At 73.1% G+C, this 18,968-nt stretch carries 20 protein-coding genes and 1 tRNA gene; 8 read left to right on the top strand and 13 right to left on the bottom strand.

Annotated features, from left to right (window positions below; genetic code table 11):
- Positions 1 to 11: 11 nt before the first annotated feature.
- Both AC2D9U_RS10790 and AC2D9U_RS10785 read right to left on the bottom strand, forming a co-directional pair.
- Complete coding sequence (locus AC2D9U_RS10790) at positions 12 to 890, bottom strand: CDP-alcohol phosphatidyltransferase family protein (protein ID WP_484748683.1); 879 nt, start codon at positions 888 to 890, stop codon at positions 12 to 14.
- On the bottom strand, positions 887 to 1,576 hold the full coding sequence (locus AC2D9U_RS10785; RefSeq protein WP_484748681.1) for a phosphatidylserine decarboxylase: 690 nt from the start codon (positions 1,574 to 1,576) through the stop codon (positions 887 to 889). Before AC2D9U_RS10785 ends, AC2D9U_RS10790 begins: the two co-directional genes overlap by 4 nt.
- Positions 1,577 to 1,620: 44 nt before the next feature.
- Here AC2D9U_RS10785 and AC2D9U_RS10780 point away from each other — a divergent pair, with 44 nt between their 5' ends.
- Positions 1,621 to 2,040, top strand: a complete 420-nt coding sequence (locus AC2D9U_RS10780) for a hypothetical protein (RefSeq protein WP_484748679.1) — start codon at positions 1,621 to 1,623, stop codon at positions 2,038 to 2,040.
- Here the strand turns inward: AC2D9U_RS10780 and AC2D9U_RS10775 are convergent.
- Together AC2D9U_RS10775 and AC2D9U_RS10770 are read right to left on the bottom strand one after the other, a co-directional pair.
- Positions 1,980 to 3,644 (bottom strand): LysM peptidoglycan-binding domain-containing protein, encoded by a 1,665-nt coding sequence (locus tag AC2D9U_RS10775; RefSeq protein ID WP_484748677.1) that lies wholly within the window; start codon positions 3,642 to 3,644, stop codon positions 1,980 to 1,982. The genes AC2D9U_RS10780 and AC2D9U_RS10775 overlap by 61 nt on opposite strands.
- 60 nt (positions 3,645 to 3,704) lie before the next feature.
- The gene (locus AC2D9U_RS10770) at positions 3,705 to 4,400 is read right to left on the bottom strand and encodes a hypothetical protein (protein ID WP_484748675.1); all 696 of its coding nucleotides are present in this window, start codon (positions 4,398 to 4,400) and stop codon (positions 3,705 to 3,707) included.
- A gap of 83 nt (positions 4,401 to 4,483) precedes the next feature.
- Between AC2D9U_RS10770 and AC2D9U_RS10765 the strand changes: the two genes are divergently transcribed.
- Entirely contained in the window at positions 4,484 to 5,170 is a 687-nt protein-coding gene (locus AC2D9U_RS10765; RefSeq protein WP_484748673.1) for a cytochrome b/b6 domain-containing protein, read from the top strand.
- A gap of 30 nt (positions 5,171 to 5,200) precedes the next feature.
- Here AC2D9U_RS10765 and AC2D9U_RS10760 read toward each other — a convergent pair whose 3' ends face one another.
- The gene (locus AC2D9U_RS10760; protein WP_484748671.1) at positions 5,201 to 5,623 is read right to left on the bottom strand and encodes a cytochrome c; all 423 of its coding nucleotides are present in this window, start codon (positions 5,621 to 5,623) and stop codon (positions 5,201 to 5,203) included.
- A gap of 187 nt (positions 5,624 to 5,810) precedes the next feature.
- Here AC2D9U_RS10760 and AC2D9U_RS10755 point away from each other — a divergent pair.
- Together AC2D9U_RS10755 and AC2D9U_RS10750 are read left to right on the top strand one after the other, a co-directional pair.
- Positions 5,811 to 5,887: transfer RNA gene (locus AC2D9U_RS10755), tRNA-Pro, on the top strand.
- Between the two features lie 204 nt (positions 5,888 to 6,091).
- Complete coding sequence (locus AC2D9U_RS10750) at positions 6,092 to 6,874, top strand: TorF family putative porin (protein WP_484748669.1); 783 nt, start codon at positions 6,092 to 6,094, stop codon at positions 6,872 to 6,874.
- Between the two features lie 21 nt (positions 6,875 to 6,895).
- Here AC2D9U_RS10750 and AC2D9U_RS10745 read toward each other — a convergent pair whose 3' ends face one another.
- The gene (locus tag AC2D9U_RS10745; protein WP_484748667.1) at positions 6,896 to 7,087 is read right to left on the bottom strand and encodes a DUF2842 domain-containing protein; all 192 of its coding nucleotides are present in this window, start codon (positions 7,085 to 7,087) and stop codon (positions 6,896 to 6,898) included.
- Between the two features lie 258 nt (positions 7,088 to 7,345).
- Here AC2D9U_RS10745 and AC2D9U_RS10740 point away from each other — a divergent pair, with 258 nt between their 5' ends.
- The 3 genes from AC2D9U_RS10740 (at position 7,346) to AC2D9U_RS10730 (ending at position 10,932) form a co-directional block, all read left to right on the top strand.
- A complete protein-coding gene (locus tag AC2D9U_RS10740) occupies positions 7,346 to 7,861 on the top strand; it encodes an adenine phosphoribosyltransferase (RefSeq protein WP_484749682.1) in 516 nt (171 codons plus the stop codon).
- A gap of 11 nt (positions 7,862 to 7,872) precedes the next feature.
- On the top strand, positions 7,873 to 9,849 hold the full coding sequence (locus tag AC2D9U_RS10735) for an ATP-binding protein (protein ID WP_484748665.1): 1,977 nt from the start codon (positions 7,873 to 7,875) through the stop codon (positions 9,847 to 9,849).
- Between the two features lie 135 nt (positions 9,850 to 9,984).
- Positions 9,985 to 10,932, top strand: a complete 948-nt coding sequence (locus tag AC2D9U_RS10730) for a hypothetical protein (protein ID WP_484748663.1) — start codon at positions 9,985 to 9,987, stop codon at positions 10,930 to 10,932.
- A gap of 17 nt (positions 10,933 to 10,949) precedes the next feature.
- Here AC2D9U_RS10730 and AC2D9U_RS10725 read toward each other — a convergent pair whose 3' ends face one another.
- Entirely contained in the window at positions 10,950 to 12,023 is a 1,074-nt protein-coding gene (locus AC2D9U_RS10725; RefSeq protein ID WP_484748661.1) for an AbrB family transcriptional regulator, read from the bottom strand.
- Between the two features lie 157 nt (positions 12,024 to 12,180).
- Here AC2D9U_RS10725 and AC2D9U_RS10720 point away from each other — a divergent pair, with 157 nt between their 5' ends.
- Positions 12,181 to 12,465 carry a hypothetical protein gene (locus AC2D9U_RS10720; protein WP_484748659.1) on the top strand — a complete coding sequence of 95 codons (285 nt, stop codon included), beginning with the start codon at positions 12,181 to 12,183 and terminating at the stop codon, positions 12,463 to 12,465.
- A 15-nt stretch (positions 12,466 to 12,480) separates the two neighbouring features.
- Here AC2D9U_RS10720 and AC2D9U_RS10715 read toward each other — a convergent pair whose 3' ends face one another.
- The 6 genes from AC2D9U_RS10715 to AC2D9U_RS10690 form a co-directional block, all read right to left on the bottom strand.
- Positions 12,481 to 13,764: a DUF1217 domain-containing protein gene (locus tag AC2D9U_RS10715; protein WP_484748657.1), complete on the bottom strand. Its 1,284-nt coding sequence runs from the start codon at positions 13,762 to 13,764 to the stop codon at positions 12,481 to 12,483.
- Position 13,765: 1 nt separating this feature from the next.
- Complete coding sequence (locus AC2D9U_RS10710; protein ID WP_484748656.1) at positions 13,766 to 14,167, bottom strand: flagellar biosynthesis regulator FlaF; 402 nt, start codon at positions 14,165 to 14,167, stop codon at positions 13,766 to 13,768.
- A gap of 67 nt (positions 14,168 to 14,234) precedes the next feature.
- The gene (locus AC2D9U_RS10705; protein WP_484748654.1) at positions 14,235 to 15,425 is read right to left on the bottom strand and encodes a flagellin N-terminal helical domain-containing protein; all 1,191 of its coding nucleotides are present in this window, start codon (positions 15,423 to 15,425) and stop codon (positions 14,235 to 14,237) included.
- A 226-nt stretch (positions 15,426 to 15,651) separates the two neighbouring features.
- Positions 15,652 to 16,125 carry a flagellar biosynthesis repressor FlbT gene (locus AC2D9U_RS10700; protein WP_484748653.1) on the bottom strand — a complete coding sequence of 158 codons (474 nt, stop codon included), beginning with the start codon at positions 16,123 to 16,125 and terminating at the stop codon, positions 15,652 to 15,654.
- A gap of 266 nt (positions 16,126 to 16,391) precedes the next feature.
- Positions 16,392 to 17,432 carry a flagellin gene (locus AC2D9U_RS10695; protein WP_484748652.1) on the bottom strand — a complete coding sequence of 347 codons (1,041 nt, stop codon included), beginning with the start codon at positions 17,430 to 17,432 and terminating at the stop codon, positions 16,392 to 16,394.
- Between the two features lie 2 nt (positions 17,433 to 17,434).
- Positions 17,435 to 18,958 carry a FlgK family flagellar hook-associated protein gene (locus AC2D9U_RS10690; protein ID WP_484748650.1) on the bottom strand — a complete coding sequence of 508 codons (1,524 nt, stop codon included), beginning with the start codon at positions 18,956 to 18,958 and terminating at the stop codon, positions 17,435 to 17,437.
- Positions 18,959 to 18,968 lie beyond the last annotated feature (10 nt).

The following is an 18,968-nucleotide window of genomic DNA, read 5'->3' as shown; positions in this document are numbered from 1 at the left end:
AGTAAGTGGTCCTACCCCTGGCGCGGCGGCGCGGGCTCGGCCACCTGCTCGATCATCGCCTCGGCCTCGGCCTTCAGCCGGATGTAGGAGCGCAGCGAGAAGGGCAGCATGCCGAGATAGATGAGCCCGCCCATGGCGAGTGCCGCCCAGGGCTCGGTCACCAGCAGCGCCACGAACAGCCCCACGCCGATCAGCAGCGGCAGCACCGCGCTGCGCGGCACCTTGAAGTTCTTGAAGGACCAGGTCGGCAGCGTGCTGACCATCAGCCCCGCCACCACCACCAGCAGGGTGCCGATCAGCACCGGGTGCTGCAGCGCGCCGGCGAAGCCCAGCCAGCCCCATTCCTTGAAGGCCAGCGCAGCGAAAAGCGGAAACAGCGCCACGCCCGCAGCAGCCGGCGCCGGCACGCCGGTGAAGAAGTTGTAGGCATAGGCCGGCTTGGGCGCCGGCCCGATATCGAGCGCGGCGTTGAAGCGCGCGAGACGCAGCGCCATGCACACGGCGAAGAGCAGGCAGGGCATGAAGGCCAGCGGCCCGCCCGCCTGCATCGACCACAGATAGAGGATGAAGGCCGGGGCGACGCCGAAGCTCACGAAATCCGCCAGCGAATCGAACTCGGCGCCGAAGCGCGAGGTCACCTTCAGCAGCCGCGCCAGCCGCCCATCCAGCCCGTCGATCACCGCCGCCACCACGATCAGCGCCGCCGCCTGGGGCCAGCGCTCGTCGATGGCGAAGCGGATCGCCACCAGCCCGGCGCAGAGGCCGAGCATGGTCAGGATGTTGGGGATCAGCCGGTTGAAGGACAGGCCATCGAAGCGCGGCCGCGTGCGCGGGCGGAAGCGACGCCGGAAGCGATGCAGGGGCTGCGGGCGGCGGGCGGGTTCGCTCATGTTGTCTCCACCACAGGGCCAAGCTCGGCGATCACGCTCTCGCCGCCGATCATGGTCTGGCCCACCGCCACCAGCGGCTTCACGCCATGCGGCAGGTAGACATCGGTGCGGCTGCCGAAGCGGATGATGCCATAGCGCTCGCCCGCCTGCAGCACGTCGCCCTCCCGCGCATGGCAGAGGATGCGCCGGGCGATCAGGCCCGCGATCTGCACCACCGCCACGTCGCGCCCATCGGTCAGGCGGATCGCCATGGCGTTGCGCTCATTCAGCTCGCTCGCCTTGTCGAGGCTGGCATTGAGGAAGGCGCCGTGGCGATAGGCGATGCGCGTGACGCGCCCCTCGACCGGGGAGCGGTTCACATGCACGTCCAGCACCGAGAGGAAGATGCACACGCGCCAGCGCGGCGTCTCGCCCAGGCCGAGCTCGACCGGCGGCACGGCCTGGCCGACCATCACGATCCGTCCATCGGCGGGGGCCACGACCAGTCCGGGCCGGTCGGGCGCGACCCGTTCGGGGTCGCGGAAGAAGTAGAGGCAGAACAGGGTGAAGGCGAGGCCCGGCCAGAACAGCCAGCCGCCCAGGATCAGGCCGCCGACAAGGGCCACGGCGACGCCGCCGGCGATGAATGGGGTGCCAGCCGAGTGCGGCTTGGCGAGGACCATCTGGAGGCTCGAGATCAGGCTCATGGCGCGCTTATGGTCTTTTCATTCTTCGCGGACAACATGGGGTCATGCAGCACCTGACCCATGGCCCCTTCCTGGTGGATCCGGCGGGGGGGCTCACGCCCCTGCGCGCCCCGGCCCTTCGCTTCTCCTGGCGCGGCCGCGGCTGCGAGGCGCGGATCGAAGAGGGGCGGATCAGCCTGACCGCGCAGGCCGGGCGCATTCCCTTCACGGCCGAGGACCGCGCGGCCCGGCCGGGCGCCTTCGCGATGCTGGGGGAGATGCCGGCGGCGCTGCCGGCGGGCTGGCGGCTGCGCCTTGCCCCCGACCACCGCGTGCATCTGGCGACGGAGCGCCCGATCGACACGGTGGCGACGGCCACGCAACTGGTCGGCGCGATGGTGGCCTTCGCGCTGGCCCTCGACCCCTATCTGGACCGGCTGGAATCCGCCGGGGTGACCGGCGCGGCGGGCACGGTGAAGACCTGACCGGGGAAGATCCGGTTCGGGTTGCGGATCTGGTCGCGATTGGCCTCGTAGATCACAGTGTAGCGGATGCCGCGACCATAGGCGTTGCGCGCGAGCCGCCAGAGATTGTTGCCGGGCTGCACCACCACCCGTCCCTCGGGCACCGAGCCGGCGGGCAACTCGTCGCGCTGGAAGGGCAATTCGATGCGCGCCGCCACGGCGCCGGCGGCGGCAAGCATGTCCACGCGCAGCGTGTGGCGCCCGACCGCGAGGCGCTCGCTGGGCGAGAGGCTCCAGCGCCCATCCTGGCCGGCGCGGGCATCGCCGGCATGGCGATCGTTCACATAGATCCGCAACTCGGATTCGGGCTCGGCCGTGCCGGCGAAGCGGATGGCGCCGGACTCGTCGTAATCGACGGATTCGAGGCCCAGGCGCTGCGCCGGGGCGGGCTGGGCCTGGAGAACGCGCGCGGGCGCTTCCGCCTGGCTCGGCAGCAGCACCACCAGGGGCTGGCGGGGTGCGGCGGTCTGGCGGGCCGCCTCGGCCGCCTGGCGCGCCGCCTCGGCCTGCGCGGCAGCCTCGCGTGCCGCCGCTTCGGCGCGGGCGGCGGCTTCGGCACGGGCCGCGGCCTCGGCGCGGGCCGCGGCTTCGCGCGCAGCCGCCTCGGCACGGGCGGTTGCCTCGGCACGGGCGGCGGCCTCGGCACGGGCAGCGGCTTCGGCACGGGCCGCGGCCTCGGCGCGCGCGGCAGCCTCAGCGCGCGCAGCGGCTTCGGCACGACGGGCGGCCTCGGCCTCGGCGGCGCTCTGGCTGGCATCGGCCTGGGCGATGGCCTCGGCCAGGGCACGGCTCTCGGCCTCGATCCGGGCGACTTCCGCGCGGCGGGCCGCCTCGGCGGCTTCGGCGGCGGCGCGGGCCTCGGCCTGCTGGCGGGCGAGCGCCTCGGCCTGACGGGTCGCCTCGGCGAGCGCGGCGGCGGCGCGGGCAGCCTCGGCGGCACGGGCCTCGGCCTCGGCGCGCGCGGCGGCCTCGGCCCGGGCGGCAGCTTCGGCGGCGGCCTCGGCGGCTGCCTGGGCGGCAGGATCGGGGCGGGGGGCCTCGGCCAGGGCGGGCGCGGGCTCTGGCACCACCACCACCACCGTGTCGGGGCCGAAAACGTCGTCGCCGCCGATCCGGGCGCGCAGCGTGAACTGGCGGCTGCCGGGACGCAGCGGCTCGGCCGGCAGGATCACCCACTCGCCGCGCGCATCGGCGCGGGCGCGGCCGATCTCCCGCCCATCCTCGAGCAGCGCGACCTCGGCCCCGGGCGGGGCGCGGCCGGCCACCACGGCGCCGCCGCGCTGGCCGATGCGCACCACGTCGAAGCGCGGCGGCTCGGGCGCGGGGGCCGGGGCGGGCGTGGCGACAGGCGCGGCAGGCGTTGCGGCGGGGGCCCCAAGGGGCGCAGCAGGGGGCGTGGCCGGCGTCGCGGCGGCCTGGGGGGCGGGCCGGGCGGGCTCGGTCTGCGGCGGGCGCGCATCGGCGACCGGCGCCGGCTCCCGCGGGCTGAACCGGGCGGCGACAAAGGCGGCTAGGCCGGCAAGGACCACCACCACGATGAGAAGAGCACGCCGACTGGCCGTCATGTCGCGGTAACTAGGCCGCTATTGGCTTTGGCCGCAAGACTCCGCACGTCAAGGGGGGCGTCAAGCGGTTGGGCGCGGGCTTGACCAGGGCCGCACGGCCAGCAGCGCCGCCCCTGCCGCGAGCCAATCCAGCGCCCCGCCGCGGGCCAGGATCGGCAGCAGTGCGACCCCGCCCAGCGCGCCGGCCAGCGGCAGGGCGAGCAGTGCGGTGGCGGGTGCCCGCACCCGGCAGGCGCCGAGGCTCGCCGCGAGCAGGATGGCCGCCAGCATCGCCTGCGGTCCCGGCAGCCCGCCCGCCAGCAGCCCGGCCAGCAGCGCGGCGGCGGCCTGCGGCGCGCGGGCAGGGCTCAGCCCGCGCGCCAGCAGCCCGATCAGCGCGGCGCCGAGCAGCCAGGACGGCAAGGCCAGCCAGATGTCAGGCAGCGGGCGCGGCGCGCCGGCCATCCACCACCCGCCCAGCAGCGCCCCGCCAATCACCAGAGGCGGCCCGAACCCGGCCCGCCGCGCGGCCAGCGGCGCCGCAAGCGCCGCCAGCGCCAGCAGCCCGGCCAGCAGCAGCGGCAGGCGCTCGGCCAATTGCCGGGGCGAGGCTGGGGGCAGGCCGAGCAGCCACCACCACCCCGCGAGCGCCCCGAGCCCCGCCGCCAGCCCCGCCAGCAGGGGCCTGGCCCGGCCCAGCCAGGCCAGGACCAGCGCCAGCAGCCCCGCCAGGGCGAGCGCAGGCCAGGCCTGGAACAGCAGCGTCACCTCTGCCATGCGGCGCGTGTCACCTTCCGAAACTTGCCGGGCTGGCCGCGGGGCGGCCTAATCGGCGCGACTTCACCGAGACAGGATGGCCCATGGCTGATGCCGCGACGACAACACCCACGCGCCGCCTGCGCGTCTGGGATCCCTGGGTGCGGCTGGTGCATTGGACCATCGTCCTTCTGCTGCCCTTCTCCTGGTGGACGGCCGAGACCGATCGCTGGGAGTGGCACTTCTACTCCGGCTTCACCATCCTGACCCTGGTGCTGTTCCGCATCGCCTGGGGCCTTGTCGGGTCGGATACGGCCCGGTTCAGCCGCTTCCTGAAAAGCCCCATCGAGGGGCTGCGCCATCTGGGCCATTTCCGGCGCCGCGCCGCGGCGGCCGAGATCGGCCACAACGCGGCCGGAGGCTGGATGGTGCTGGTGATGCTGCTGGCGCTGCTGGCGCAGGCCGCCTCGGGGCTCTTCGCTGACGACCTGATCTTCACCCGCGGGCCACTGGCGCGCTGGGCGGGCGAGGCGGTGAGCGACCGCGCCACCACCATCCATCTGCGCGTCTTCTGGGTGATCGTCGGCGCGGCGGCGCTGCACATCCTGGCGATCATCGCCTATCGCGTGCTGCGCGGGCAGAACCTGGTCGGGCCGATGATCACGGGCGATCTCAAGCTGCCGGTGCTCTACAACGGGCCACGGCCGCGCATGGGGCACCCGCTGCTGGCGGTGGGCCTGCTGGCGGCGGCGGCGGCTTTCGTCTGGGCGATCAACCAGCTGGGCGGCTGAGGGGGGATCCCCCCAGCCGCCCTGTCTGGTTCAGCGGGCGCGGAACTGCTGGTGGCAGGCGCCGCAAGTGCCGCCCGTGGCGCGCAGCACATCGGTGGTCACGCTGCCCGATTCGGCCGCCGCCTTCAGCGTGTTCAGCGCCGTGATCATGTTGGTGGAGGCGGTCTGGAAACCGGCGCGGTTCGTCTCGATCACCGCCAGCGCGCGGGTCTGGCCCTCCTGCGTGCCCTGCGCGACGGGGGGCGTCAGGCTCGCGGTGGGGAAGCGGGCGGGGAAGCTCTGGTAGAAGGCGATGGTCTGGTCGATCCGGCCGACCAGGGCGCGCGTATCGCCGCGCGACTGCACGGCCTGCTGCACGGCTTCCATCGTCGCCCCGGCGGCCCGGAGGCCGGCGCGCCGCTCGGCGATCACATCGCCCTGCGCCAGGGCGGCGCCGGCCATGCCGAACGCCATCACGCCGCAAGCGGCCAGAAACAATCCACGCATCATGCTCGATCCTTGTGCCATCTAGCAGGGTGAAGGTTGCAGCCCGCGCGGCACGACGCAACCGGGCGTGTTGTGACAAGCTGTGACAGGAGCCGCCCCCCTGGCTTGCCGGGCCGCGACGCCTTCGCTATACCCCGCGCCTCGCCGACGCCCACGGAGTGTAGCTCAGCCTGGTAGAGCACTGTGTTCGGGACGCAGGGGCCGGAGGTTCGAATCCTCTCACTCCGACCAGTCGATGCGAGACAGGACGCCCCGCCGGGATCCCCGGCGGGGCGTTCTGCTTTTCGGCTGTGCGGGATTTCGGGTGTGCGGGGCAGCCGGGGTGCAGGCCGCGCCGGCTTCTTTACAAATTCGCCATAAATTGCTGCAGCGCGAAATCTGGCGTCCGCCTTGCAGGGCCAGGGGTGTCCAACCCGGCTTGGAGGCCCAATTTCCATGCAGATTCTCTCCCGCATCGCAACCGCAGCCCTGATCGCAGGCACGCTGCTTGGCACGCAGGCAGCCAACGCGCAGCAATCCATCGACAGCCTCGGCCTGACGGTGACGACCACCCCCGCCATCGTCACGGACTACATGTTCCGCGGCATCAGCCAGACCCGCTCAGGCCCGGCGATCCAGGGCACGGTCGATGTCGAGCACAGTTCGGGGCTCTACATCGGCGCCTTCATCTCCAACGCCACCTTCCGCAACACCAATGTCCGCCAGGAGGTCGACGCGAATTTCGGCTATCGCTTCGCCATCGGCGACCTGAAGCTCGACATCGGCGGCACCTATTTCGGCTATCCCGGCTATGAGGCGCCAACCGGCGGCTTCGAGGTGGCGTGGTGGGAAGCGACCGTGCGCGCCAGCTACGAGATCGCGCCCGTGAAGTTCCTGGGCCAGCTCGCCTATTCGCCCAATTTCAGCGGCGAATCCGGCGCAGCGATCTATGCCGAGGTCGGGTTCGACTGGGCGCTGGATTTCGGCGTCACCATGTCCGCCCGTGCCGGCTACCAGTGGATCGAGCGCAACGTCGCGCCCGCCACCTGGAACGGCCGGGACGGCTATTTCGGCACGCCGGACTACGGCGTCATCTCCTTCGGCTTCTCGCGGGAACTCTTCGCCGGCGTGATCGGCAGCGTGACCGGAATCTACAGCACGCTCAGCGAGAATGACTGCTTCGGCGGGCAACAGATCTGCGGGATGCGCGTGGTCGGCAGCCTGACCCGTCCGTTCTGATCCGGAAGGGCCGCGCGCCGGTCAGGACCCGCGCGCGGCCCAGAACATCAGCGCCTTCGCCGGCCAGGCCCAGATCACGCCGGCGACGACGAAATAGACCAGCTGGATCAGCCAGTGCAGCGCCAGCACATGGTCGGCCAGGGCCACCACGGCCATGACGTAGAGGATGAAGCCCAGGGTGCCGCCCAGGGCGGCGAGGGTGATGCGCGACATGGCGCCGATGTGGCCCGCCCTGGCGCCCGCGCCAAGCCCCGCCCCCTCGCCCTCCTGCCCCCTCGGCCAGCCGCGCGCAGCCTTGTTGCCCCCGCCCCCTCCCGGGCGTAGCTTGGCCCGTGAGGAAGGCAGGTGCTGCGGCATCGCCGGGCCCTGTGCGGGACCGGCGATGCACGGCGCGTGCGCCCCTCCCCAGCCCGTTGCCCTGGCCGCTGCCGCGAGACCGCCATGACCGATGCCCACCCCCCTGCCGCGCCGATCGACCTCAAGGCGCATATCCGCGGCATCCCGGATTTCCCGAAGCCGGGCATCCTGTTCTACGACATCTCCACCCTGCTGAAGCATGGCCCCGCCTGGCGCGAGGCGATGCGCCGCCTGGCCGCGATCGTGGCCCCGCATCGCCCCACCGTGCTCGCCGGCATCGAGAGCCGCGGCTTCCTGGTGGCCGCGCCGCTGGCGCTGGAACTCGGCCTGGGCTTCGTCATGCTGCGCAAGCCGCGCAAGCTGCCGGGCCTGACCATCGGGCTGAACTATGCCCTGGAATACGGCACCGACCGGATCGAGATGCAGGCAGATGCCATCAGCCCCGGCGACCGCGTGGTGCTGCTGGATGACCTTCTGGCAACGGGCGGCACGCTCGCGGCCGCCATCAACCTGCTGCGGCAGGCCGGCGCCGAGGTGCCCCTGGCCGCCTGCCTGATCGAACTCACCTTCCTCGGTGGCCGCAAGCGGCTCGACGTGCCGTTCGAGTCGCTGATGGCCTACGACGATTGAGGGCAGGCGCCGTGGCGCCGCCCCTGCCCCCGATCCTGCCGGCGGAGAGCATCAACCCCGCCTCCCTCGGCGCTGCCTTCAACGCGGCGCCGACGGGGATCGTGCTGTCGGACCCGAACCTGCCCGACTGCCCCATCGTCTATGCCAACCCCGCCTTCCACCGCATCACCGGCTACCCGCCGGAGGAAGTGCTGGGCCGCAATTGCCGCTTCCTGCAGGGCCGCGGGACGGACCCCGATGCGGTGCATCGCATCCGCCGCGCCATCGCCGCCGCCCAGCCCATCGACATCCGCCTGGTGAACTACCGCCGCGACGGCAAGCGCTTCGTGAACGAACTGCACATCTCCCCGGTCTTCGACGCCACCGGCAAGCTCGTGCACATCCTGGGCATCCAGCATGACGTGACCGAGCGCGTGCGCGCCGAGGAAGCGCGCGCCCGCGCCCAGCGCAAGGCCGAGGCCGCCAACGCCGCCAAATCCGACTTCCTCGCCTTCATGTCGCATGAGGTCCGCACGCCGCTGAACGGCGTGATCGGCACGCTCTCCCTGCTCGCGGACACGCCGATCGACGCCGAGCAGCAGGCCTATGTGGAGACCGCCCGGCGCTCGGCCGATACGCTGCTCTGGACGGTGAACGAGGTGCTCGACCTCTCGCGCATCGAGGCCGGGCAGCTGGCACTGGAGGACATTCCCTTCGAACTCGCCGGCCCGGTGGGCGAGGTGCTGGCCCTGATGCGCGCGGCAGCGCAGGACAAGGGCCTGACGCTGAGCGCCGAGATCGAGGAAGGCCTGCCCGCCTGGGTGATGGGTGACCCCTCCCGCATGCGCCAGGTGATCCTGAACCTGGTCGACAATGCGGTGAAGTTCACCCGCGCCGGGGGGGTGACGGTGCGCCTCGCGGCCATGGCCGGGCGGCTCGCCGTCGCGGTCAGCGACACCGGCGCGGGCATCCCGCCCGAGCTGCGCAAGCGCCTGTTCCGCCGCTTCCAGCAGGCCGATGCCGGCACGGCGCGGCGGCATGGCGGCTCGGGCCTCGGGCTGATGATCTGCCGCCAGCTGGTGCGCCTGATGGGGGGCACGATCGGGGTGGAGAGCACGCCCGGCGCGGGCAGCGTCTTCCGCTTCGACCTGCCGCTGCGCCCGGCCGAGCCCCCGCCCGCTGCCCCGCCCGGCACCCCTGCCGCCGAGGAAGCCGCCCACGCCCTGCCCGGCGCGCTGCGGCGCGGCCGGCTGCTGCTGGCCGAAGACAGCGAGGCGAGCCAGCTTGTCGCCGCCACCATCCTTCGCCGCGCCGGCTACACGGTGGACCTCGCGCGCGACGGGCATGAGGCCGTGGCCGCGGCGAAGAGCGGCAGCTACGACGCCATCCTGATGGATATCCGCATGCCGGGGCTGGATGGCTACCAGGCCACGGCGCAGATCCGCGATTTCGAGGGCCCGGCCGGGCGCGTGCCGATCATGGCGCTGACCGCCTATGCCATGCCCGGCGATGCCGAGCGCTCGCTGGCGGCGCGGATGGATGCGCATCTGCTCAAGCCCATCGACCGCCCCCGGCTGCTCGCCGGCGTCGCGGCGCTGCTGAACGGCGTGCCGCAGCGCCCGCGTGTCGCCCCCCTGCCGGCCGAGCCGGGCGCCACCCTCGCTCTGCTCGGCCGCGAGACGCTGGAGGAACTGCGCGCCGCGCTCGGCCCCGGGCGGCTGCCGGACCTGATCGGCGTCTTCGCCGCCGAGACCATCGCCCGGCTCCGCCGCCTGCATGAACGCCCCGGCGCCGAGGCGGTGGTGGCGGAGGCACACGCCCTGCACGCGGCCGCCGCCACCTTCGGCGCGGCGGCGCTGCGCGATGTCGGCCTCGCGCTCGAACGCGCCGCCACCGATGGCGACGAGGTCTCCATCGCCGCGCTGATCGCCGCCCTGCCGCCGCTGGTGGAACGCACGCTGCACGCGATGTACCGCGCCGTGGGGATCCACGCCGGCTCCAGCGCCTGAGGGCCGCTCACGCGCACCGCCACGGTTCTGCCTTATTCGGCCGGCTAGGTGACGCCGATGGAAAAGACGGAGGGGATGGACACGCCGCGTCCAGGCCGTCGCGGCGTGGCGCGGGGGATCATCGGGGGAGCCGTTATGGCGGCCCTCGGCCTTGGCGCGCGCCCGCTCCTGGCCGCGAGGGCGGTGCCCGAGGCCGCGACGCTGCTGGTGCCCGGCACCGAGACCGGGGAGGTCGCCCGCTTCGCCACCCAGACCGCCGCTGCCCTGGCACGCGGGTTGGTGCAGGCCGCGGCGCTGCGCGTGATGCCGGTGGGCGGGGCCGATGGCATCACCGCCGCGAACCGCTTCGCCGCCGCCGCCCCCGCCGAGGGGCGCGCGATGCTGCTGCTGCTGCCCGGCGCGGCGGCCCAGGCCCATCTGGTGGGCGACAGCCGCGCCCGCTTCGAACCCCGCCAATGGCCCGCCATTTGCGGCAGCGTGCAGCCCGCCCTGCTGGCCGGGCGTGGCCAATTGACCGAGGCCGGGCCGCTTCGCCTCGCCCTGCCCGGCCCCGGCGCGCCCGAAACGGCGGCGTTGCTGGTGCTGGAACTGCTCGGCCGGCGCGTGCAGCCGGTCTTCGCCGCGCAGCCCGAGGCCGCCCTGGCCCAGGGCGCGGCGGACGCGCTGGTGCTGTGCGGTCCGATGGTGCATCGCGCTGCGGCCCTGGGCGTCTCGCCCTGGCTGGCCTTCGACGGGCCGGAAGGCGGGCGCGACCCGGCCTTGCCGCAAGTGCCGGGGCTGGGGGAATTGCTCGCCGATCATGGCCGGCATGAGGGGGTGGTGGCGGCGCGTGCCGCCGGCGCCGCCTTGCGCACCCGCGCCCTACTGGTGCTGCCGCCGCTGACCTCCGCGGATTCGGTCGCGCTGTGGCGCAATGCGGGGCAGCGCTGGGCGGAGAGCGAGCCGGATGCGCTGGATGGTGGGGCACGGCGCCTGGGCGGGGCGGGCGCGGCGGCGCTGCTCGCCACGCTCTGCCCGAACCCCGAGATCGCGCTGACCTATCGGGAGTGGCTGGAGCGCCGCCTCGCCTGGCGCGCGGGCTGAGACCTGCGGGCTGAGACCTACCGGTCCAGCCGCAGCTTCTCCATCAGTGTCCAGGCCGGGCCGACCAGCAGGTTGCAGGCGAGCGTGCGTACCAGGTGGAACCCCAGCACCAGGGGCACGCCGACCTCCAGCGCCTTGGCCGTGATCGTCATCTCCGGCATCCCGCCCGGCGCCATGCCCAGGATCGCAGCCCCGACCGGCAGGCCAGAGACGAGGCCCAGCGCCACGCCCAGCGCCGCCAGGACCGCCACCATGAGCACCGTGCCCGCCACCGAGGCCAGGGCCAGACGCTTCGAACTCAGAAGGAAGCTCCGGCTCATGCGCGCACCCAACGCCATGCCCATGCCGATCTGCGCCACGTCGATCATCCACAGCGGCACGCCCGAGGGCAGGCTGCCGAAGGCGGAGAGCAGGATCACGAGGCCGCAGGGCCCCAGCATCCAGGGGTTCGCAAGCTTCAAGGCACGAATGAGCAGCGCCACCGCAAGCCCCGCCGCAAGCAGGAAGGCGAGGCCGGGCAGCCAGACCTCGGGCCGCTCGGCGAAGAAGGCGCCCGCGCCGCCGCGCGGCGCGAGCCAGGTGATCAGGGGCGGCACCACGGCCACCACCACCATCACGCGGATGGTCTGCGCCAGCGTGACCGACGCGACCGAGACTCCTGCGCGCTGCGCGAGCACCGCCATGACGATGACGCCGCCCGGAACGGTCGCGAAATAGCTGGTCTTGGGATCGGTGCCCGCGGCGCGTGCGAAGATCCGCGCGACCAGCATGCCGACCAGGATGCTGATCACCGCCGCCACCAGCAGCCAGGGCAGCGCCACGGCCAGGGCCGCGATCACCGGCGTGGTGAAGGTCTGCCCCAGCCCGAGGCCGAGCATCAGCAGCGCGGTAGGGCGCGTGGGCGGCGCGACGGCGGCACGGTCGAACCAGGCGAGCAGGCCGGTCGCCGCCATGGCGCCCAGCATCCAGGGCAGGGGGACATGCAGGGCGCTGGCGATGGCCCCGCCGAGCGCGGCGCAGGCGCCCGTGAGCAGCAGGCGCAGGCGCCTATCGGCATCGATGCGCGCGAACAGGGTGCGAAGGAGTGACACTGCGGGCAGGATCATCCGCCCTGGGTGGGTGCGTCAAACCCCACTCCGGTCATGGCAACCATGCGGCCGCGCGCCATTAACCCGATCGAAACGCCTGTCGCGCAATTCTGGACCGCGTCTGCGGTGCGCTCTTCCGGCGCCCGCCGGAGGATCCGTCATGATCGCCCCGCTTCGCGCCGCGCCGCCATCGCCACCCCCCGCCCCCGAGGGCGCGGCCGAGGGCGCGGCGGCACGCCTGCCCGATGCCGCCCCGCCGCGGCAGGCCCCGCCCGTGATCAGCCCCCGGCTGCGCATCGACGGCGCGCTCAACCTCGTGGTGCTGGAATTCCGCGCCCCGGACGGCAAGGTGCTGCACTCCCTGCCCACCCCGCGCGAGATCGCGGCCTATCGCGACGAGCCACGGCGGGAACCGGCCACGCCCGCGCTCGACCTCACCGGCTGAAGCGCCCGCGCCGCGTCACGCCCGCAGCGAAAGCGTGCCGCCGATCAGCGAATTGAGCGAAGGCCCGCTGCCGCCGAACAGCGCCGCGACGGGCGAGGAGCCGGCCACCTGCGGCGCGGCCAGCGCGAGGTAGCGGCCGATCATCCTGTCCACCGCACGGCCATCCTTGAAACTCTCGAGGTCGATGCGGCGCGTGAGCATGTCGCGCTGCTGCTCGAAATCCAGCGCCGCGAAACTCTCCGGCAGGCCGAGCGCGCCGCGCGCCACGCTGACCAGGGCGCGATCCGCCATCAACCCCTCGATCGTGGTCACGCTGCCGATCATGCGGCGGAAATACAGCGCCTCACGCAGGCCGGGATTGGACTCGCCCATCGCCTTCTCGAAGCGGTTGGTCATCGCTCCCTCGACGATGCGTTCCACCAGCGCGGCGTCGGCGAAGGGGCGCGGCGCAGTCGCCACACGTTCCTCCGCGCGCAGCGGTTCGGCCGCGAAGGCACCCAGCGCCCCGCGCTGTACGGGGCTGAGCGCGCCGCGCTGCGTCTCGCTCAGCCCGGCCGACTGGAACCGGTTCAGGACCGAAAGCTGCTCCGTGCTCAACGCCTGGAGCTGCTGCGTGGTGAGTGCGGCGAGCTGCGTGGACTCGAGCGCGCGGATCTGGCTCGTCGCCAGGACGGCGATGTCCTGTGTCTCCAGCGCGCGGATCTGCGCGGTGCCCAGCGCGGCGAGCTGCGGCACGGTCAGGGCCGCGACCTGCGTCGCCGAAAGGGCGGCGACATCGCGCGTCTCGAGCCCGCCGATCGCCGCGACCGAGATCGCCGCCACCTGCGTGCTCGCCAGGGCTGCGACCTGGGTGGTGGAGAGCGCGCCGACCTGCTCGGCGGTGAGGCCCGCGATGCGGTTCATCGCGAAGCCGGCGAGCGTCGTGGTGGTGATCAACTCCACCTCCGCCGGCGCGATCGCCAGGGGCTGGCTGGTCGCGAAGGCCTGCGCCAATTGCCGCCAGCGCGGGTCCACCATGCGATTGGCCAGGCTGGTGCGCTCACCGGGCGGCTCGGTCAGCACCTTGCGGATGATGCCGCGCTTGTCGATCTCGCCTTCGAGCTGGAAGGCCTCGAGCACGGTCTGCAGGGCGCGACGGTCACGCAGCAGGGCTTCGATGTCGGGGGTGTTGGCGGCGATCTGGCGGAAGCGCGCCATCGCCGCCTGGTTGTCCTTGCGGGATTCGAAACGGTCCTGCAATGCCTCGCCTTGCCGCTGGGTCACGCGGAAGGCATTCAGCGCGCCCAGGCCCGGCAGCATGTCAGACCGCCGCGGCGGCGAAGCGTGGCGCGGGCGTCGCCGGGCGGGTGGCAGGCGCGCCAGCCCCGCCCTGGGCCTCCAGCGCCTCGATCATGTCGCGGTGCAGCGCCATCAGCGGCTCCAGGCTGGCCCGATCCTCCAGCCGGGCATCGCATTCGCGCTGCGCCCACAGCCCGAGGGAGACCAGCCGCGCGCGCAGTTCCGCCGGCAACGCATTGCCGGGCGAACCGAGGTCGCGGATCAGGATCGACCAAAGACGGTGGGTCTTCTCCAGCGCGATGGCCCTGCCGCGCATGTCCGCGGCGGCGGCGAGCAGGCCGTTGACGTAGCGGAAGGCGCGCAGCTCGATCTCGCGCGGCGAGGCTGCGGCGTTCTGGGTGGCGGCGTAGCGCGCGACGCTCATTCTGCCTCCGGTTCAAGAAGCGGCGCGGCGCCGGAGCCTCCGGCGCCGCGCCTGTCGTCTGCGCCGATTACCGGAACAGGGAGAGCAGGGACTGGCTCTGCTGGTTGGCGATGGAGAGCGACTGCGTGGCCAGCTGCTGCTTGGTCTGCAGGCTGGTCAGCCGTGCGCTTTCCTCGGCGAGGTCCGCATCGACCAGTGCGCCGAGACCTTCCTTGATCGAATCGTTCAGCTGGGTGGTGAACTCCGCGAGGCCGGCGACCTGACGCAGATTGGCGCCGATGTTGGACAGGCGCGTGCCCATCGTGTCGATCGCACCTTCCACCAGCTCGATCGCCTCCGCCTGGCCGGTGCCGGCGGCGGGCGCGGCCTCAACCGTCGCGCCGGTGATGTCGGTGGTGACATCGGTGTTGGCGCCGCGGATCACCAGCGCGCCCTCATTGTTCAGCCCCGCATCGATGCCGGCCTCCTGCAGGCGCGTCACCAGCGCGCTGACGCGCGCGAGCGGGCTGTCGGTGGCGTCGAACTGCACGTCGAAGACCTGCGTGGTCGCACTCGGCGTGGTGCCGAGCGCGGCCGAGCCGTCGGAGAATTCGAACACGAGGTCCACCGCCTCGAGCGCCGTGGTGGGGTCGCCATCCAGGTCGCGCTCGACCGCGATGGTCAGCACCTCCCCGTTCGCGGGCGCGAAGGTGTCGTCGAAGGTGATGGTTCGCGACGCGCTGTCCACGTTCAGCCCGGTCAGGTTCAGGCCCGCCGAGGTGCTGTCCGTGCCCTGGATCGAGGTGGTGGCCCCGCGGATGTCGCGCACGATGTCGAGGTTGGTGTCGTTCACGCCATCGACGGTCAGGCCCGAGGTCAGCAGGTTCACGCCGTTGAAGGTGGCAGAGCGCGCGAAGGCGTCGATGTTCTGCAGCGCGTTGGTGATCTGGTTGTTGATCTGGTCGGCATCCAGGCCCTGCTGCTGGCCCTGCGTCATGGTCTGCTTCAGGCGGCCGAGCTCGTTCGAGATCTGCGTCGCCGCATCGCGCGCCACCGTCAGCGCGGATTTGCCGAAGTTCAGGCTGTCCTTCACCGCCGTCATGCCGTTGAGGTCGGCACGCATGTTCTGCGCGATGGCGAAGACGGCCGGGTCGTCATTCGCCTTGCCGATGCGCAGGTTGCTCTCGATGCGCTGCTGCGTGACGCCGAGATCGCGGCCGATCAAGGCCAGCGAGCGGACAGCCGCCATCGCGGCGACATTCGTGTTGACGGAGGACATGGTCCCCACTCCTTATCCAGTCGTTCCGCGAGGGGTTGGGCATTTTGCCGCCCACCCGCGGAGCCGGGGGGGCACAGCCCGCCCCGGCCGCCTGGCGCCGCCTTTGCGGCACCTGGACTTTCGCCGGCGCCGCAAGGGGCGGCGCCGTCCATTCCGATCCTGCCCGATCCGGGTGAAAGGGCGGTAAAGGCCGGCCCCTTCCGCGCGGAAAATCAGGCAGGAATTGCTACTCGGCGTGCGGCCGAAGGGCCGCCACCGCGGCCGCCATGCCGGCGATCGGCATAGGCAGCGGCAGGCCGGTCTGGACATCCAGGCCCAGCACCGTCGCCTCATGGCGCATCACGTGCCGCACCAGGCGCAGCGCCTGGTACCACTCATCCTGCTCGGCCATCGCCAGCGCGCGTTCCAGAAGCTGGCGCGCCATGACCGAGGTCGTCGCCTCCTGGAACTCGCCCACCAGGCGATGCGCATCCGCCAGCGCAGCCTCACGCTCCTCCTCGGGGCCCACATAGGCGCATTGCAGCGCGAAATAGATCCGGCGCGAGGGCGTGTTCGCGCTCTCCGGCGTCATCACCTGCTTGCCGAACAGGAAGCGCGCCTTCGCCACCAGTTCCACGCGCGTGCGGCTGCGAAACCGGAGCGAGGCACCATTCACCACCATCAGATCACCGGGCCGCAACTCGAGCACCAAGGTGGACATGCCAGTCTCCCAACGCATCGGCCCTGCGGGACGCAACCGGTCCCGCCGGGCCTCGTGGCCAGCGCGTGCCGGCCGTCGCGATTCTTTCGCCACCACGCGGCACCCGCCGCGCGCCCGAGTCCTTCGATCCTGGCTTGCATCCGGGCCACTCCCCGCGGCCCGATGCCCTGCCATGACCGCATTGTGCCTGAGGCCCCTTAATCGGGCCTGAAGGACGCGCGCTTCTTCGCGGCTTTCGTGCCGCGGCGATCACGCCCGCGCGAGCCTCACCGCAGCAAGGCGGCCAGCGACAGGCGCGAGAGCATCCCGGTCGACTCATAAGAAGCCTCGAGCCGCGCCTGCATCTGCCGCATGGCGGAGGAGGCGGCGGCGAGGTCCACCTCCTCCACCGCGCCGAGCTGGCCGCGCAGCACCACCATGCTGTCGCGGTGGCGCTCGCGCGCCGCCTCGATCCGCCGTTCGGCGCTGCCGAGCCTGCCCTGCTCGGCCGCGAGCCCGGCCGCGGCACCCGAGAGGCTGTCATGCACGCCCTGCAGCAGGTCCTGGAAACCCTCGCCGGCCGCGGCCTGGCCGGGGCCGAGCGCCGCGAGGATCGCGAAGCCGCGCAGCAGCTCCCGCCCCCAGCTATCGGCCAGCCCCTCATCGGCGCCGCGATTGGCCAGCACGCCGAGGACCACGCGCTCGCCATCCCCCACCTGCACGCCGCGCCGCGCCTCGGTGGCACCCGCGCCCTCGAGGAAGGCGGAGAAGGGCGTGGTCGCGGCATCATTCGCCACGCTCACGCTGGTGCCCAGGATGGTGGCGGCATTGGTGGCGTCCAGCGTCGCGACCTCGGCGGCGATCGCGCTGGCCATCGGCCCGCTCGCGATTCCCGCCGCGCCGGGCACCGGGGCGCCGGCGACGTCGGAGCCGGCGAAGAGATATTCGCCGGCATGGCGCGTGTTGAGCAGCGCTGCCGCTTCCTCCAGCCCCGCGCGCGCGATCTGCGCGAGCGAGCTGACTCCGGTGGCGCCGATGGTGCGCGTGCGCAGCGCCTCGGCCGCCAGATCGGCGGTCAGCGATTGCAGCCGGCCAAGCACTTCCTGGCTGGTCGCCGTGCGGCCAAGCGCGCGGTCGGCGGCGGTGGCATAGGCCTCGCGCCGCGCGATCTCGCCGCGCAAATCCAGCGCGCGGCGCGCATCGATGCCCAGATCGCCATGCAGCGTGCTCTTCTGCCCCGTCGCCACCTGCCGGCCGAGCGTGTCGAGCCGCGCGCGCAGCTGCGCCTGGTCCACGCTGAGCGCCCCCACCGTGCCGATGATCGACATGCTCAGCGCACCGCGCCGAACAGCGCGTCCCACATCGCCTGGATGGTCGAGATCACGCGCGCATTCACGCCATAGGCCGTCTGCAGCTCCACCATCGCCGCCACCTCCCTGTCCACATCCACGCCCGAGCGCTCGGCCAGCCGCGCGCCCAGCACCTCGCCCAGCGATTCCGCGCGGCCGCGCTGCTCGGTGGCGGCGGCGCGCTGCGCGCTCTGCTCGGTGACCAGCGCGGCCGCGTGGTCCTCCAGCGCGACCAGCCCGCTCAGTGTCGTGCTGAGCGTGCCATCCGGGCCCAGCCCCGTGGCCGGAATGGCGGCATGGGCCACGCCGGGTGCGAGGGTGGTGCCGAAGACATGGTCGAGCACGCGCTCGGCCATCGTGGCGAAGCCAGCCGGGCCGCCAGGCGGGTTCGGCGTGAAGGCGGTGGGCTCGCCGGGCAGGCCCGGCACCGCATCGGTGCCGTCGCGCAGCAGCGCCGGGTTGTCGACCACCGCCTGGTTCACCCGCATCACGCCCGCGAAACCGAGCTGCAGGCTGCCCGCATAGGGCTGGGTCACATCCGGCACCGCGCCGGCGCCATCGGTGAACAGCGTCAGCCCCTGCGCCTGGAAGCGCTGCGCCGTGTGCGCGGCGGCGAGGTCGAGCTCCGCCTGCAGGCGGGGCAGCGTCGCATCGCGCGCCGTGGCGGCGGCGGCCATGCGCCCGCCGGCGAGCTGGCGCGTCACATCCTGCCCGTCCAGCAGCACGCCGGGCAGCCCGCCCCCATGATAGGCAGCGGGGCCCACCGTGGCCGGTGCGATGGCAAGCGCCGGGCCGTCGGCGCGCAGCGGCAGCACCAGCCCGCCGCGGGCGAGCAGCGTCACCTCCCCGCTGGCGCGGCGGACGACGCGCAGCTCCAGGCTCTCCGCGACGCGCGCGATGGCCTGATCGCGCTGGTCCTCCAGCGCCGCGCCGCCGCGCCCGGCGGCGATCTCGCGCCTGATGTCGATGCTCAGCCGCGCGACGTCCGACAGCGCGGCATTCACCGCGCCCACCTCCTCCACCAGCGCATCCTGCGCCGCCTGCCGGGCCGCGCCGATTTCCGCCGCGACGGTGTTGAACTGCGCGGCGAGCGCGCGGGCCGATTCCAGCGCCCCGGCGCGACGGTTGGAATCGGCCGGGGCTTCCTGCAGCAGCACGAAATCGGCGCGCAGCGCGCCGAGCCGCCCGGCCAGGCTGTCGCCATCCTCGGGCCGGCCATGCACGCTCTCGACGCCGCCCAGCAGCCGCTCGGTGAGTTCGGCGGCCGCTCGCTCGCTGCGCGCGCGATCGGCGGCGGCGATCAGGGCCAGGTCCACGTCGCGCGCCACCGCCTGGCCGCGCACGCCGATGCCGCTGCCATCGGCTTCCAGCGAACGCCCCTGCAGCACCTTGCGCGTATGGCCCGCGGTGCCGGCATTGGCGATGTCGTCCGAGGCGCGGGCCATCTGGCGGTCGAGCAGGCGCAGCCCGCTGCGCGCGACGACCAGGGCGGCGTCGAGGCTCATGGCCGGCTAC

The sequence above is a fragment of the Roseomonas sp. TF40 genome (assembly GCF_057219975.1).
Note: the sequence above shows the minus strand (reverse complement) of the source record. Positions and strands in the feature narration are given on the sequence as shown.